The sequence below is a fragment of the Stenoxybacter acetivorans DSM 19021 genome (assembly GCF_000745895.1).
GTDB lineage: Bacteria > Pseudomonadota > Gammaproteobacteria > Burkholderiales > Neisseriaceae > Stenoxybacter > Stenoxybacter acetivorans.
This window is the reverse complement of sequence record NZ_JQKE01000066.1, coordinates 1-15,445: the sequence shown is the minus strand read 5'-3', so window position 1 is coordinate 15,445 and position 15,445 is coordinate 1. Positions and strand designations below refer to the sequence as shown.

General features: G+C 39.5%; 15 protein-coding genes. 1 reads left to right on the top strand and 14 read right to left on the bottom strand.

Going from position 1 to position 15,445, the window contains the following annotated elements; all coding sequences use genetic code 11:
- Window positions 1–300 (top strand): IS1595 family transposase (locus Q384_RS09190; protein ID WP_037587047.1); only part of this gene is annotated, 300 nt, incomplete at its 5' end.
- Window positions 301–560: 260 nt separating this feature from the next.
- Here Q384_RS09190 and Q384_RS09185 read toward each other — a convergent pair.
- The 14 genes from Q384_RS09185 to Q384_RS09120 form a co-directional block, all read right to left on the bottom strand.
- The gene (locus Q384_RS09185; protein WP_037587334.1) at window positions 561–1,622 is read right to left on the bottom strand and encodes a hypothetical protein; all 1,062 of its coding nucleotides are present in this window, start codon (window positions 1,620–1,622) and stop codon (window positions 561–563) included.
- Window positions 1,623–1,893: 271 nt separating this feature from the next.
- Entirely contained in the window at window positions 1,894–2,886 is a 993-nt protein-coding gene (locus Q384_RS09180) for a hypothetical protein (protein WP_156956524.1), read from the bottom strand.
- Between the two features lie 137 nt (window positions 2,887–3,023).
- A complete protein-coding gene (locus Q384_RS09175) occupies window positions 3,024–3,674 on the bottom strand; it encodes a hypothetical protein (RefSeq protein ID WP_037587332.1) in 651 nt (216 codons plus the stop codon).
- 85 nt (window positions 3,675–3,759) lie between these two features.
- Window positions 3,760–3,999 carry a hypothetical protein gene (locus tag Q384_RS09170; RefSeq protein WP_037587331.1) on the bottom strand — a complete coding sequence of 80 codons (240 nt, stop codon included), beginning with the start codon at window positions 3,997–3,999 and terminating at the stop codon, window positions 3,760–3,762.
- A 44-nt stretch (window positions 4,000–4,043) separates the two neighbouring features.
- The gene (locus Q384_RS09165; protein ID WP_037587330.1) at window positions 4,044–4,832 is read right to left on the bottom strand and encodes a hypothetical protein; all 789 of its coding nucleotides are present in this window, start codon (window positions 4,830–4,832) and stop codon (window positions 4,044–4,046) included.
- A gap of 401 nt (window positions 4,833–5,233) precedes the next feature.
- Entirely contained in the window at window positions 5,234–6,331 is a 1,098-nt protein-coding gene (locus tag Q384_RS09160) for a hypothetical protein (protein WP_156956523.1), read from the bottom strand.
- Window positions 6,332–6,642: 311 nt separating this feature from the next.
- On the bottom strand, window positions 6,643–7,425 hold the full coding sequence (locus Q384_RS09155; protein WP_037587328.1) for a J domain-containing protein: 783 nt from the start codon (window positions 7,423–7,425) through the stop codon (window positions 6,643–6,645).
- Entirely contained in the window at window positions 7,422–8,579 is a 1,158-nt protein-coding gene (locus Q384_RS09150; protein ID WP_037587327.1) for a trans-sulfuration enzyme family protein, read from the bottom strand. Before Q384_RS09150 ends, Q384_RS09155 begins: the two co-directional genes overlap by 4 nt.
- 55 nt (window positions 8,580–8,634) lie before the next feature.
- A complete protein-coding gene (locus tag Q384_RS09145) occupies window positions 8,635–10,542 on the bottom strand; it encodes an ATP-binding cassette domain-containing protein (protein ID WP_037587326.1) in 1,908 nt (635 codons plus the stop codon).
- A complete protein-coding gene (locus Q384_RS09140) occupies window positions 10,539–11,936 on the bottom strand; it encodes a DHA2 family efflux MFS transporter permease subunit (protein ID WP_037587325.1) in 1,398 nt (465 codons plus the stop codon). Before Q384_RS09140 ends, Q384_RS09145 begins: the two co-directional genes overlap by 4 nt.
- Before the next feature lie 240 nt (window positions 11,937–12,176).
- Entirely contained in the window at window positions 12,177–12,308 is a 132-nt protein-coding gene (locus tag Q384_RS14370; protein ID WP_281174537.1) for a hypothetical protein, read from the bottom strand.
- 12 nt (window positions 12,309–12,320) lie between these two features.
- Complete coding sequence (locus Q384_RS09130; protein ID WP_037587322.1) at window positions 12,321–13,703, bottom strand: aspartate aminotransferase family protein; 1,383 nt, start codon at window positions 13,701–13,703, stop codon at window positions 12,321–12,323.
- 146 nt (window positions 13,704–13,849) lie between these two features.
- The gene (locus Q384_RS09125; protein ID WP_037587321.1) at window positions 13,850–14,998 is read right to left on the bottom strand and encodes a D-alanyl-D-alanine carboxypeptidase family protein; all 1,149 of its coding nucleotides are present in this window, start codon (window positions 14,996–14,998) and stop codon (window positions 13,850–13,852) included.
- 114 nt (window positions 14,999–15,112) lie between these two features.
- Window positions 15,113–15,445, bottom strand: a 333-nt coding sequence (locus tag Q384_RS09120) for an ISAs1 family transposase (RefSeq protein WP_037587320.1), incomplete at its 5' end; no start/stop codon positions are given.

Below are 15,445 nucleotides of genomic sequence, written 5' to 3'. Positions count from 1 at the left end.
GATATTAACAGCGTTCTCCATACAGATGGCTGGCGCGGTTACGACGGTTTGGTTGATGTGGGTTTTGAAAAGCATTTTCGTGTCAATCATGGTAATGATGAATTTTCCGACGGTAAGGGCAATCATGTAAACGGTATTGAAAGCTTTTGGGGCTTCGCTAAACACCGCTTGGCGAAGTTTAAAGGTATTCATAAGCACTTATTTGAAATTCATCTTAAAGAAACTGAGTTTCGTTTTAACCATAGAGAGCAAAATATCTATAAAATCTTGCTTAAATGGTTTAGAACCGAGAAAATTTAGTTGTCTTGTTTTTACCTTGTTTGGTTGTCTTGTCCCTTAATATTTTAAATTACTTAGAACCCATGTTCAAAAAATTCTTAATAAAATCATATGGTGTATAATTGGCAGATAAACCAAGATAGTAGGTAATCCTTTATGTACCCGAGTGATTTGACAGATAGCCAATGGGCGATGATTGAGTCGTTTTTTGATATCATATGATTTTATTAAGAATTTTTTTAACATAGGTTCTTAGAAATATTTCTTTAGAATAACTTATTCTACCTCACCATAGAATATACCGGATAAATCAATAAATCCCCACAATTACTAATTGGATAATAAATATTATTATTTAAGTCTCTAAATAAAATTTTCTTACCATATTTTTGAGAATCTTCTTGTGTGTCTTCTTCATCTAAATAAATTTTGTTAGGGAAAAAATAATATACTCCAACACCATAATCATGAATATTAATGTTCTTTGGAATAGATGAACTAGGGAAATATCTATTCATTACTGACTTAAGTTCTCTTTGATCAATAGCTTTATCTTGGTTTGATATAACTGAAGAATATGTACTAAACATTAAAGATAGCCTTTTATTGTCACCTTCTCTACCCACAATAATTAAATCATTATATTTTTTATTGTATGATAAAAAATCATAATCATCTTTTATTTCTATTGAATTCATTTTATCCAGCTCGGTTAAAAGATAATAGCTATTTTTATCATATAAATCAAATAATACCTCTTGATTAATTTTGGTATTTTTTTGTGCGTTTTCTTGTATTAATTTTTGTGCTTTTTCAAATACAGGAGATCTATTTACTAATAAATAATTTAACATCAGTATTTCGCATCTAAATCTTCTACAATCTTCTCCTCTGAAAAATAATTTACCTAAATACGATCTTTCTTCATAATATCCACCGACTGATTCTATCCAACCTTCCCTGAGGGATTTTATTTTCAACAATTCCATTTTTATATAACTGATAATCGCTTTTTCTTTCAATTCTTCTTTCGTATAGGTTTTTTTGTCTGCCCAACAATAGCCTTCACGATTTCTACGTGAAAATTCCTCGAATGAAACATTCCAAGGCTTTGGATTTTTATCCATCAGCTGATACCAATACTGATAAGGCTTTATGTTGGTTTCAATCAGCCAATAATATGTTAGACAACTGAGAAGTATAAAAATAGATAATATCCTTAATTTAGGTTGTGAATAAAGAAAATAGATTATCCAACCACCAATTCCAATAATCCCAATGATTATTATGTATATTGATATGGGTATTATGGAGATTACTAATACCGAAAAAAAAGAAGCCATAGTATTTACCTAAATTTAAAAATAATAATAGCTAGAATTTATAATGATTTACCTGATGATAAATCTAAAATCTATTTATTATTACCTTATCATACAGCAACCAAATCTTTATCGCTATTGATATTGTAGTAGTTGGGCATAATCGTTCTCCAAAAGGTTGGTAAAAATGAGTGGAAATATGATGATACTAAGTAAATGATATAAACAATTGCTTAACTAAATTTGTTTAATATTTTAGATTATTCTAAAATATTTTTTTAAAAAACCTGCCCTATCTTGATTCCAGAAAATATACTGGCTTAACCAATAAATCTCCACAATTATTAATTGGATAATAAATATTATTATCTAAGTTTCTAAATAAAATTTTCTTACCATATTTTTGTGGATCTTCTTGTTCATATTTTTCATGTAAATTAATTTTTTTAGGAGAAAAATAATATAAACCAACGCCATAATTATGAATATCGATATTCTTTGGAATAGATAAATCAGGAAAATATTCATCCATTGTTGAACTGAATTTTCCTTGGTTAATACCCTTATCTTGGCTCGATATAATCAAAGAATATGCACTGAACATTAAAAATAGGTTTTTGTTACTTTTTTCTATACCTGCAACAATCAAATCGTTATGATTTTTAATGTGTGATAAAAAATCATGATTATCTTTTATTTCTATTGAATTTACTTTATGCAGCTCGCTTAAAAGGTAATCCCTATTTTTATCATACAAATTGAATGAAGCCTCTTGGTTAATTTCAGTATTTTTTTGTACACTTTCTTGCATTAATTTTTGTGCTTTTTCAAATACAGAAGATCTATTTATTGACAGAGGGCTTATCATCAATACCTTACATTGAAATTTACCACAATTTGATTTGAAAAAAAATCTACTTAAATATGATCTTTCTTCATAGCCTCCGCCAGCTTCTCTTATCCAGCCTTCTCTAAGCGATTTCATTTTCAATAATTCCATTTTTATGTAACTGACAATCGCTTTTTCTTTCAGCTCTTCCTTTGTATAGGTTTTTTTATCTGCCCAACAATAGCCTTCACGATTTCTACGTGAAAATTCCTCGAATGAAACATTCCAAGGCTTTGGATTTTTATCCACGAACTGATACCAATATCGATAAGGTTTTATATTGATTTCAGTATAAATTCGGTACAGAGAATATCCCAACAAAATAACAATCACCGCTGTTATTAAAAATTTTACTTTAGTTTTCTTTTTCTCTGGTAAAGAAAAATATAAAGCCAAGTAATGCTTAATTAAATTAAATAGTTTCAACAGTATGAGTATGATTATTATGACAACTGAAACAACATTAAAAATTATATATGACATAAAATTTTTCCAATCTTCTCATAATATTAAATTATATAAAATAATTCCCATTAATTACTAAAAAACAAATCTTCTTTTTCAAACATTCTAACCTTACCGCAATTGGTAACAGGAAAATACTGCCTAAACCGCTGTTTTTTCCCATTTTTATCTTTTATACTATATTGAACTTTGATAAATCCATATAAATTACCTTTCAATCTACTAAGAAAGCTACCCTTAAATTTAAAAATATCAGATGGTATAATTTCAATATCTCTGTCTTCTAAATCCTCTTCAATCATATATACATAACGGCAACAATTCGGATTTTCCAATCTAAATTGAGTGATGTCTTTACTCTGCATTTCAGATTCTATACAGCTATCCCCTTTACATCGTCTATTATCTTTCAAAACAAGACGAATAGCTTGATTTTCTAAATATTCATCAGAAAACAAATTCCTTTGAAAACCATTTTGCTGAAAACAATATCCATTGCAACTTAACAACATCATTGAAATTAAGCATGAATAAATAAGAAATAATCCAGATATCGGTATTATTTTTAAATATTTATTTGGAATTTCAATACCAAAAATTAATCTAAAAGCAAATGAAAATTTATTATTTATTGCTTTTAAAAAAATAAATAATAGCCAAGAAAAAATTGGAATAAAAAAAATAAATCCCATTATAATAAATAAACTAATAGCATACATAAAATTTTACCTTATTGTGCTACTGTTAAATTGTCTTCAATACATAATAATCTATATCGTGTATTTTATATTATATTTCATCATGCTATTTATTGATTAAAATTAAGGCATTTACCGATGAAGCAAATCTACCGGCGCCATAATCCATATATTCTTGTGCATTAATTTGCAATGGCTTTCCTAGTGCATTTGAATCCCGAATCCATTTATCATCTTTTAAATCACTTCCGGATGGCGGGGTTTTAGAATCCCATAAATACATAGACAGTATTTCATCAACAGTGACTAAGTCTCTGCCAACATTTTTATCGTAATAATTACTCATAATCTGCTCCTAGTAGGTTGTGAATGAAAATAAAGTTAAAATTTTCAAAATACCGAGGAACTACGATAATAAGGACGGTGTAATAAATTACCGCAGTTATCAATAAAGAACCATTCTTCTATTTTGGATTCATTTCTATTTTCTCCGAAACCAAATGATTTTATATAAAAATAATAATTCCCAACGCCGTAATCATTGATATTAATTTCTGAAGGAATATAACTTACTCTGGAAAAAATGCCATCTCCCACATCAAAATCCCATTTATTAGGCTTTTTTCTGGATATTACTTCAAATTGAGCTTTACTCAAAACAGAAAAATCTTCTTGGAAAGTATAAACAGAGTAATTAAATCCAACATCAGTATCTATTATTATATAATCATTACTTGTAGAATTGCTACTAACATCTTGAATGTACAGTAAATTTTGTAAAGTTATTTCTGTTGGCTTTAATTGGTTTGTGTTTAAATTTTTATTTAATATTTTAATTATCTCTATTTTATTTAAATCATCTCTATTTGTTATATTTTTTTCTGTATTCATACCATTCGGTTTATCAACAAGCTGTTTGTTTATTAAAAAAATACGGCAACCCCATTTATCATCACAATCTTTTATACTATAACCAAAATAATTTTTTCTATTGCTGTATCGTTTGCCTTTAACAGCCATTTGCTTCATTTTTAATTGACTTTCTAGATAGCTCAATATAGCTTTCTTTCTTAACTCTTCTTGAGTATAGGTTTTATGATCTTTCCAACAGAAACCTGCTCGGTTTTTACGGCTAAATTCCTCAAATGATATATTTTTTGGCTTTGGGTTTTTATCCAATAATTGCTGCCAGTTGGTATAATGATTCAAATACTCGAATAAATCAGATTTTTCTTTTAACCAGTAATACGTTGGATAGCTAACAAGGATAATAACCCCCAGCACCCTTAATTTAGGGTGTGAATAAAAAAATAGGTTATCAAAACACTAATCCCAATAATTGCTATGGGTATTACTAATAATAAATCATAAAAACTCATGGTGTTTTACCTAAATTTAAAAAATAACAATAACTAGAATTTATAATGATTTATCTGATAGTAAATTGAAAATCTATTTATTAGTATTTTATCAACAGTAGCCAAATCTTTACCGCTATTGATATTGTAATAGTTGGGCATAATCGTTCTCCAAAGGTTGAAAAGATGAGTAGAAAATATAACGGTACTAAGAAAATTATACTAATCATTGATTAATTCAATCCAATTAACTTTAGTATTACCAAATATTTCTTTAAGATAATCTATCCATTTAGATTCCAGAATATACTCCGGCTTAATCAATAAATCTCCACAATTATTAATTGCATAGTAAATACTATTATCTAAATTATCTAAATTTTTAAATAAAATTTCCTTACCATTTTCTTGTGTATATTTCTTTTCATATAAATAAATTTTTTTAGGAAAAAAATAATATAAACCAACACCATAATCATGAATATCGATATTTTTTGGAATAGATGAATCAGGAAAATATTCATCTATTCCTGAATTATAAATCCGGAGTTTTTCTTGGTTGATATCCTTATCTTGATTTGATACAATAAAAATACTTTTATTAAACATTAAAGATAATACTATATTGCTTTTTTCCATACCAGCAATAATAAAATCGTTGTGATTTTTAATATATGATAAAAAATCATGATCATCTTTTATTTCTATTGAATTTACTTCCTTTAATTCATCTATAAGATTAAGCCTATCTTTATCATACAAGTTAAATGAGAATTCTTGGTTAATCTCAATATTTTTTTGTACATTTTCTTGCATTAATTTTTGTGCTTTTTCAAACACAGGAGATCTATTTATTAACAGAGGACTTATCATTAGTACTTTACATCCAAATCTACCACAACCTGATTCGGAAAAAAATCTACCTAGATATGATCTTTCTTCATAACCTCCACCAGCTTCTCTTATCCAACCCTCTTTAAGGGATTGCATTTTTAACAATTCCATTTTTACGTAGCTGATAATCGCTTTATTGTTCAATTCTTCCTTTGTGTAGGTTTTTCTGTCTGCCCAACAATAACCTTCACGATTTCTACGTGAAAATTCCTCGAATGAAACATTCCAAGGCTTTGGATTTTTATCTACCAGCTGATACCAATACCGATAAGGTTTTATATTGATTTCAGTATAAATTCGGTATAGGGAATATCCCAGCAAAATAACAATCATCGTTGTTATTAAAAATTTGACTTTAGTTTTCTTTTTCTCTGGTAAAGAAAAATATAAAGCCAAGTAATGCTTAATTAAATTAAATAGTTTCATCAGTATGAGTATGATTATTATGACAACTGAAACAACATTTATGACAACTGAAACAACATCAAAAATTATATATGACATAAAATTTTTCCAATCTTCTCATAGTATTATATTAACTACATATTAAATAATTAAATTATATAAAGATAATTTGCCATTTACTGTGCTTAAAGAATAGTTACCCAGTACAGCCTCTAAAAAATAAGGGACATGACAACCAAACAAGGCATTAAAATGTCTAAAAAGGAGTCATATCCCTAATTTTTTCGGCTTGCTGCATACTAAAAAAGAAAGTCATTTGATCATAAATATTTCTATAAACGTACCTCAATTTCGCGGTATTGACGGCTTTTCTCGGTGTTGCGTATTTCCACTGTATCGCTTACCTGCCATTCACCGCTGTCCAGCCGCTGATAATGCAGGCTGAAATCGCCGTCGCCGATTTTGCCGATGTCAAAAATACCGCCGGCGGGCAGATAGAACGAGCGAATGGCTTTGAATTTTCCGTCGCGTAATTCAAATAATTGGGCAAACACGGCTGTATTCAGGCTGCTGCTGTCCACACGAATCAAATTATCGCCGTGTTCTGCCAAAATCGGATAACCGGAAACATAGGCTGCCTGAAGCGGAAATGCTTGTCCGTTTGGTGCGGTTTTTACGGCAAGTGCATCGGTGTCTGCCGTTGTCGGTATGTAATTTAAGTAGCCAAACATCAATCCTGCCGACAACAATGCCGCACCGGCAATCCACCACCACACTGAATGGCTTTTTTTGCTGCCGCCGGGCAGCGGCAATACCGCGGTGCGGTCAAACGGCTGGCTTCGGCGCAAGCTCGGGTAAGTAACGCGATGCGGTGCTGCGCTGATTAGCAATTGCCGCCGTGCCAGCCAAACATCGTATTCACGCCTTTTTTGCTCATCAGACAACACCGCATAGGCTTCGTTGATGCCGCTCATTAAGTCGTGCGCCGATGCGTTATCGGGGTTGCGGTCAGGGTGGTATTTTTGCGATAAGGCGCGGTATGCCGCCCGAATCACTTCTGCCGATGCGGTTTTGGCTACACCCAAAGTATCATAATGCGTGTACAAATCATTCACCGATTCAGCTGATTTAAGGCAGTTTGAATATCGTGCCAAATATCATCAATGTCTTCAATACCGACAGAAAAACGCAATAATCCTTCGCGGATACCCAAGGCGGTTTTTACTTCGGCACTCATGCCGCTGTGCGATTGGCTTGCGCTGTGGTTCACCAAACTTTCCACGCCGCCCAAGCTGGACGCCATTTGCACCAATTCCATGTGTTTAATCACTGTATTGGCGGCTTTTCTGCTGTTGTTTTTTAAATAAACGGATACCACGCCGCCAAAGCCGCGCATTTGTTTTTTTGCCAATTCGTGGTGCTCGTGTTCAGGCAGCCCGGGATAAAACACTTTTTCAACAGCTTCATGCTGCTGTAAACGGCGGGCAAGTTCGGCGGCGTTTTGCTGGTGTTTGTCCATGCGCACCGCCAGTGTTTTGATGCCGCGCAGCACCAATGCGCAGTCCATCGGTCCTGCTATTGCACCTGTGTTGATTGTGGTGCTACGCAAAGCATTTGCCAATTCGGGATTTTTAACGACTGCCGCGCCCATTAACACATCGGAATGTCCGCCCAGATATTTGGTGGCAGAGTGAAACACCACATCTGCACCCAAATCCAACGGATTTTGCAGATACGGTGTGGCAAAAGTATTGTCCACGCCCACAAGCACGCCGTGTTTTTTGGCTTTTGCCGCTAAAACTTCGATGTCCACCAAGCGCAGTAAAGGGTTGCTTGGTGTTTCCAGCCACAGCATTTTAACGGTGTTTTCTGCCAGTATTTTATCCAGTGCGTGTGCATCGCTTAAATCGGCAAACAACACATTCACGCCCCAAGCGGCATAAATTCCGGTGAGCAAGTCATACGCGCCGCCGTAAATGTCCGCTACCGCAACAATGGTGTCGCCCGGGCGCAAAAATGTACGCCAAATCGCGTCAATACCCGCCATGCCGCTGGCATAGGCAAAACCCGCGCAGCCGTGTTCCAAGGAGGCGAGGGTGTTTTCCAGAATGGTGCGGGTGGGGTTGGCGATGCGGGCATAACGAAACGGAATATCTTCGCCGATTTCTTTCATGCAAAACATGCTGTTTTGATAAATCGGCGGCATAATGGCGCGGTTGTGTTCGTCGGGGTTGTAGCTGGTGTGAATGGCTTCAGTGGCAAATTTCATTGGTTTTTCCTGTATTGGTAAATGGATAAGCAATTGTTTTTCAGCGGATTATTCTTTACTGCGGTTTCGCTTCCAGTATCGCCCACCGTTCTAATTTTTCCAACAGCAATTCTTCAATTTCCGCGCTACGGTTTTGCCATTGTGCGGCGGCTTGGTAGTCGGTTTTGAACACTTCGGGGTCGCTTAAGCGTTGAATCAGTTCGGCTTGTTCTTGTTCTAAGGCATCAATTTCTTCAGGCAGCCCGTCTAATTCGCGTTGTTCGTTGTATGACAATTTTATACTGCGTTTGGGTTTGGCGGTTTTCTTATCGTTCGATACCGCCGCTGTGTTTTTCGGCGCAGTTTGGGCAGCGGCAATCAGCTGTTCACGCGCTTGGGCGTCGGCAAAATCCTGATAGCCGCCGATGTATTCTTTCAGGCAGCCATTGCCTTGAAACACGATGCTTTGGGTAACCACGTTATCCAAAAACATGCGGTCGTGGCTGACCAAAAAGACTGTGCCGGCATAATCGCGCAGTAAATCTTCCAATAGTTCTTGGGTGTCGATGTCCAGATCGTTGGTGGGTTCGTCCAGCACCAAAATATTGGCGGGGCGGGTGAATAATTTTGCCAGCAACAGGCGATTTCGTTCGCCGCCTGAAAGCGAGCTGACCGGGCTTTGGGCGCGGGCGGGGTGAAATAAAAAATCTTCCAGATAACTCATGACGTGTTTCTTTTTGCCGCCGACATCAACAAAATCATTGCCTTGTCCGAGGGTATAAAACACGGTGTCGTTTTCGTTTAAACCTTGGCGGAATTGATCAAAGTAAGCCACTTCTTGCTTGCTGCCCAAGCGGATTTTGCCGCCCGTTGGTTGTAATTCACCCAAAATTAACCGTAAAAATGTGGTTTTGCCAACGCCGTTTGCGCCGATTAAGCCGATTTTGTCGCCGCGCTGGATTACGCCGCTGAAATGCTTCATGATGATTTTATCGCCGTAAGCAAAATCGGCGTGTTCCAATTCGGCGATAATGCGTCCGCTTTGTTCACCTTTTGCTAAATTAAATGATACGCGTCCTTGTACTTCGCGCCGCGCTGTGCGTTGCTGGCGCAATGCTTCCAAGCGTTTCACGCGGCCTTGATTGCGGGTGCGCCGCGCTTCGATGCCTTTGCGTATCCACGCCTCTTCTTGGGCATGAAATTTATCAAACAAGCGGTTGTGTTCGGCTTCCACTGCCAATTCTTGCGCTTTTTTATCGCTGTATTGGCTGAAACTGCCCGGGTAGGAACGCAAAATGCCGCGGTCAAGTTCGACAATACGGGTGGCAATATTATCGAGAAAACGGCGGTCGTGGGTGATGACAATCAGGCTGCCTGAAAAGCCTTTTAACAGGTTTTCCAGCCAAATAATCGCATCAATGTCCAAGTGATTGGTCGGTTCGTCCAATAATAAAACATCGGGTTTCTGCACCCATGCCTGTGCCAGTGCCACGCGCTTTTTTTGTCCGCCGCTGAGATTGGCGATGACTTCGTTTTCAGGCAGCCCCAATTGCCCTAAGGTTTGCCCGATTAATGCGTCAAATTGCCAGCCGCCCAGATTTTCCAATTGGGTTTGCAATTCGTTGAGTTGTTTTAAATCGGCGTCAGAATGGGTGTGTGCCAGTTGTTGGCTGATGCGATGGTAGTCGCGCAGTAAATCACGCACTTCACCCAAGCCTTCGGCAACGGTGTCAAATACGGTGGCGTTGTTGTCAAAAAACGATTCTTGCGGGACATAGACGATTTTTAAGCCGTTTTGTGTGGTGATATGGCCGTCATCAACGTGAATCACGCCTGCCAGCACTTTTAAAAACGAGGATTTGCCCGCACCATTGCGCCCGATGAGTCCTACTTTTTCACCCGCGTCCAGCTGGAAAGAGGCGCGGTCTAATAGGGCGACATGGCCGAGTGCGAGGCAGAGGTTGTCGGCGGAAAGTATATTCATGTGTTTTTCTGTTGATTTTTGTGTACTAAATTTTGACCGTCGTGTGTGTGCAAACGGGCAAATACCCAAGCGGAAAGCATGGTGAGCAATCCCATAATCATAAAGGATATTTTGAATGCAACGGAAATATCATCGGCGGCAATGGCGGCTGTGCTGAATGTTTGCAGCAATAAAGCACCGATGGCAATGCCGAAGCTGATGGACAGCTGCTGATTCACGCCCATTAAACTGCTGCCACTGCTGGCTTGGTTGTCGCGCAAGTCGGCAATGGTGATTGTGTTCATTGCCGTGAATTGCAGGGAATTTGCCGCGCCCATCAATGAGAGCAAAATAATCAGTATCCACAGCGGCGTTTGCGCAGTAATTAATGCCAAGCTCATGATTAACAAGCCGATCAGACAGGTGTTCACAACCAAAGTATTGCGGTAGCCGAATCGGCTCATTATTGGTTTAATCACCGATTTGGTTACCAACGAAGCCAAAGCCAAGGGCGTAAGCAGCCAGCCGGCGGTGCTGGCTTGGTAACCGAACGCAACTTGCAGTAATAAAGGCAGCAAAAACGGCAAGGCACTCATGCCCAAACGGCTGACTAAATTGCCGATTAATCCCAGCCGAAAGGTGCGTACCAAAAACAAATCCAAGCCGTAAAGCGGCGATTCGTATTTTTTTGCGTGATACCAATAGGCGATTAACGCCAAGCCGCCTGAAAATGCCATCAGCAGGCTGAATAAATGTGCGTTTGGGTGCGACATCACTTCAAACGCCGCGCTGAGGCAAAACGCGGCGGCGGCAAACAAGAAAAATCCCACGCCATCGAAATGGCTTTCGGTTTCTTTAAATTCCGGCATGACTTTCCATGCAAACGCCACACCAATTAATCCTATGGGAATATTCAGCAGGAAAATCCAATGCCAGCTGGCATAATCCACCAAATAGCCGCCGACAACAGGCCCCAATACGGGGCCGATTAAAGCGGGCATCACCGCAAAATTCATCACATTAAATAACTGTGATTTATCATAAGCACGCATCATCACCAAGCGCGCTACCGGTGTGAGCATTGCCCCGCCCATGCCCTGAATAATCCGCGATATCACCAGCATGTTCAGGCTGCCTGAAGCCGCACACAATAAAGAACCCAAAACAAACAGCACCAAAGAACTCAGAAATAAGCGGCGTGTACCGATTTTGTCGGACAAAAATCCGGACAGCGGCATCATAATCGCCAGCGTGAGCGCGTAAGCAATAATCGCCGATTGCATGTGCAGCGGCGATTCGTGCAAATCTTCGGCGATTTTCGGCAAAGCGGTGTTGAGAATGGTGGCGTCCAGCATTTGCATGAAAATAGCAATGGCCAACAACAAGGGCAGGAGACGGGAAGGTGTTTGGTTCATGAATTGAAATACCGGCAAAGATAAGTTCAGGCTGCCTGAAAAAGGGACGCAGTTGCGGGCATATCATACAGCCAAACAACAAAATCGTTTACATCAATCATTGTTTACGGCAAAACGATGTGCTGCTGCAACCGTCGGTAATAATATGTGGTTTGAACAGCAAAGCAGTATCAAATACAAATACATCGCATTAATTATCCCCGCTGTAAAGAAAGCGATTGGCAGGTTGCAGGCATGGTTTCAGGCAGCCTGAAAAGGCAAGATGCGCGCATACCACAATAAATCGCTGTTATTTGGCGGTGTGCCGATTTGCTGTTTCGGCTGCGGCGCGGCATCAAGTAAGACTGCATTTTTTACTTTGTGCCGCGCCATGACAGCGTCGGTTTAATCTTGATCTTGTTTTGCCAAAATTTGATCCATTTTTACTTCAAATTCACGCATACATTTGGCGGCAATTGAAAGCATGTGGTCAATTTCTTTTTTGCTGATAACCAAAGGCGGAGCCGCGACGATGTGATCACCGCAGGCACGCATGATTAAGTTGTTTTTGAAGAAAATATCGCGGCAAATTAAGCCGGTTTCGCCGGTATTGGGGAAAAACTCACGTGTTTCCTTGTTTTTGACCAGCGTGAAACCGCACATTAAACCCACACTGCGAATGTCGCCAACATATTTAAACGGCTCAAATGTTTCCTGCCAGCGTTTTTTCATGTATGGACCGATTTTATCGTGAATGCGATCCACGATTTCTTCATTGTCCAAAATGTCCAAATTAGCCCGTGCCACGGCGGCGGCAACGGGGTGTCCGCTGTAGGTAAAGCCGTGATTGAATTCACCGCCTGCCAATAAACCTTCTGTCACGCGGTCGTTCACCAACACCGCGCCGATGGGAATATAGCCTGATGATAAGCCCTTAGCGGTGGTGAAAATATCCGGTTTGAAACCGAAAGTTTCATGCCCAAACCAATTGCCGGTGCGTCCGTAGCCGCAAATGACTTCATCTGCCACCAATAAAATATCGTGCTTGCGGCAGATTTCTTCAATGCGCTGCCAATAGCCGTCAGGCGGAACAATCACGCCGCCCGCGCCTTGAATGGGTTCACCCACAAACGCAGCCACTTTATCCGCACCCAATTCCGTAATTTTTTCTTCCAGCCAGTTGGCGGCGCGAATGCCGAATTCTCCCGCTGTTTCATTGTCTTTTGCCAAGCCGTAATACCACGGCTGTTCGATATGCACCACGTTTGGAATGGGCAAGTCGCCTTGTTCGTGCATGCCTTTCATGCCGCCCAAACTGGCACCGCCGATGGTAGAACCGTGATAGCCGTTCCAGCGGCCGATAATGATTTTTTTCTCGGGCTTGCCGATGCTTGCCCAATAATGACGCACCATGCGCATCATGGTATCTACTGATTCCGAGCCTGAACCGGTGTAAAACACATGATTAAAACCCTCAGGGGTGATTTCCACCAATTTATCAGTTAATTCCACCGCTGCGGGGTGAGTGGTTTTGAAAAAGGTGTTATAAAACGGCAAAATTTCCATTTGTTTTTTTGCCGCTCTAACCAATTCTTTGCGTCCGTAGCCGACATTAACACACCACAAACCCGCCATGCCGTCGAGGATTTCGTTGCCGTCGTTGTCATACACGTAAACACCTTTGGCTTTTACCATTACGCGAACCCCTTCTTCTTGCAGGGCTGCGTTGTCGGAAAAGGGGTGTAAATGGTGTTTAACATCGTGTTTGCTGTAATTTTTCTTACTCATGATTGATTCCTTTGCATGATAAGTAGGTGCAGCCTGAGAAAAAATTTCAAAAAAATTTCGGTATTTATTGTGGTTTAATTTTAATGGAATGAAGTAATCTGTGCTTGGGTGTTTTTCTGTTTTGCCGTCAAGCAATGCTTAAAATTTCAGCTTGATGAAGCAAACAAAGATTTCAGCCACAGCCGAACACCGTCCCACATTCTGCCGAACCAGTTACTGGCTTCAACGTCATGCAATGCCACCACCGGTTTCTGTGCCACCAATTTGTCGCCGTTCATGAGTTTGAGCGTACCCAAAACATCGCCTTTGTGAATCGGTGCTACCACCGGCTGGTGTGTTTCCAAAATCGGTTTTAATTCGGTGGCACTGTTGGCAGGAATGCTGACATAGGCTGCCTGAAGAAAACCAATGTTCACGGTGTTGCGCACACCTTTATACACCGACACCGAAAACAAAGGGTCGTTTGCCTGATAGAGCAGCGGTGTTTCATAAGTATCCAATGCCCAATTCAATAGTTTACCGTTTTCCGTGGCGCGTGCTTCGGTACTGTCTGCACCCAAAACCACGCTGATCACCCGCCGCCCCTGCCGCTTACTCGCCGCCGCCAAATGATAACCGCTGCTTACGGTATAACCCACGGCAATGCCGTCCACCGATGAATCGCGATAGAGCAATAAATTGCGGTTGGGCTGAGTTAAATCACGGTATTTGAATGAACGTTCGGCAAACCATGCGTAATATTGCGGATAATCTTGAATAAGGGCTTTTGCCAAGCGCAATAAATCTGCCGCCGAACTGTGCTGACCTGATGCGGATAAGCCGGTGGCATTCTCAAAATGGGTATCGGTTAAACCCATTTTTTTGGCTTCTTGGTTCATTTTTCTGACGAAATTTGTTTCGCTGCCGGCAATGGCTTCCGCCAGCGTAACGGCGGCATCGTTGCCGGAAGTAACAATCATGCCTTGAATCAATTCATCGGCGCGAATCGGCGTTTTTGGCTCTAAAAACAAACGTGAACCTTCGGTTTTCCAGCCGGCTTCGGATACCGCAAGCATTCTGTCGGCAGACAATTCGTTGTTTGCCAAGGCTTGAAACGCCAAATACGCGGTCATCATTTTAACGAGTGCACCCGGTTCAATGGCATCGTGCAAACCTTTGCTGCTGAATATTTGTCCGCTTTGTGCGTCTTCCACCGCATAAGCGGCAGCGGTTATTTCCGGCGCAGACGGTGCAGCGGCGGCAAAAGCGGCGGTGCAAAAAGCGGTAAAACAAAAAATACCTATTTTTTTGAACATAATGGCGTGTTTCAGGCAGCCTGAAAAATAAGTGAATTAACATGTTATTATGCCGTAAATTCATGCCAATGTCCTTGCGGCTTTGAGTATAATCAGACCAACAGCATTTACTTTTTACCCACACCCTGCCAATAAGATGGTTATCAAAGCCTCCGGATTTAACGCAGCTTTAAGTCTTTTCTTTTTACTGCTTAATCGCTTTTGTTTGAAATCAGCTTTCTGCACCAGTGATAAAGCTGTTTTTCTCAATATATTCATATTGATGGGAGAATTATCCTTACGGGCGCAAGCACGGTCTTCTCCGTAAATCACGTCCAATCGCCAATGTAAATGATTTTCCACCGACCAATGCTGACGAACCGAATAAGCAAATTTATCTATATCCTTCAAAGAAGTAATAAAATATCGCCATTCTTCGCTGACTTGATCACCTTTATTGACTGTTGT

Bases quoted from the DNA above. Each gene is read 5' to 3' on its own strand.
- Q384_RS09130 (WP_037587322.1), bottom strand. From the start codon at position 13,703: ATGAGTAAGAAAAATTACAGCAAACACGATGTTAAACACCATTTACAC.
- Q384_RS09150 (WP_037587327.1), bottom strand. From the start codon at position 8,579: ATGAAATTTGCCACTGAAGCCATTCACACCAGCTACAACCCCGACGAA.
- Q384_RS09175 (WP_037587332.1), bottom strand. From the start codon at position 3,674: ATGTATGCTATTAGTTTATTTATTATAATGGGATTTATTTTTTTTATT.
- Q384_RS09145 (WP_037587326.1), bottom strand. From the start codon at position 10,542: ATGAATATACTTTCCGCCGACAACCTCTGCCTCGCACTCGGCCATGTC.
- Q384_RS09185 (WP_037587334.1), bottom strand. From the start codon at position 1,622: ATGGCTTCTTTTTTTTCGGTATTAGTAATCTCCATAATACCCATATCA.
- Q384_RS09170 (WP_037587331.1), bottom strand. From the start codon at position 3,999: ATGAGTAATTATTACGATAAAAATGTTGGCAGAGACTTAGTCACTGTT.
- Q384_RS09125 (WP_037587321.1), bottom strand. From the start codon at position 14,998: ATGTTCAAAAAAATAGGTATTTTTTGTTTTACCGCTTTTTGCACCGCC.
- Q384_RS09140 (WP_037587325.1), bottom strand. From the start codon at position 11,936: ATGAACCAAACACCTTCCCGTCTCCTGCCCTTGTTGTTGGCCATTGCT.
- Q384_RS14370 (WP_281174537.1), bottom strand. From the start codon at position 12,308: ATGGCGCGGCACAAAGTAAAAAATGCAGTCTTACTTGATGCCGCGCCG.
- Q384_RS09160 (WP_156956523.1), bottom strand. From the start codon at position 6,331: ATGAAACTATTTAATTTAATTAAGCATTACTTGGCTTTATATTTTTCT.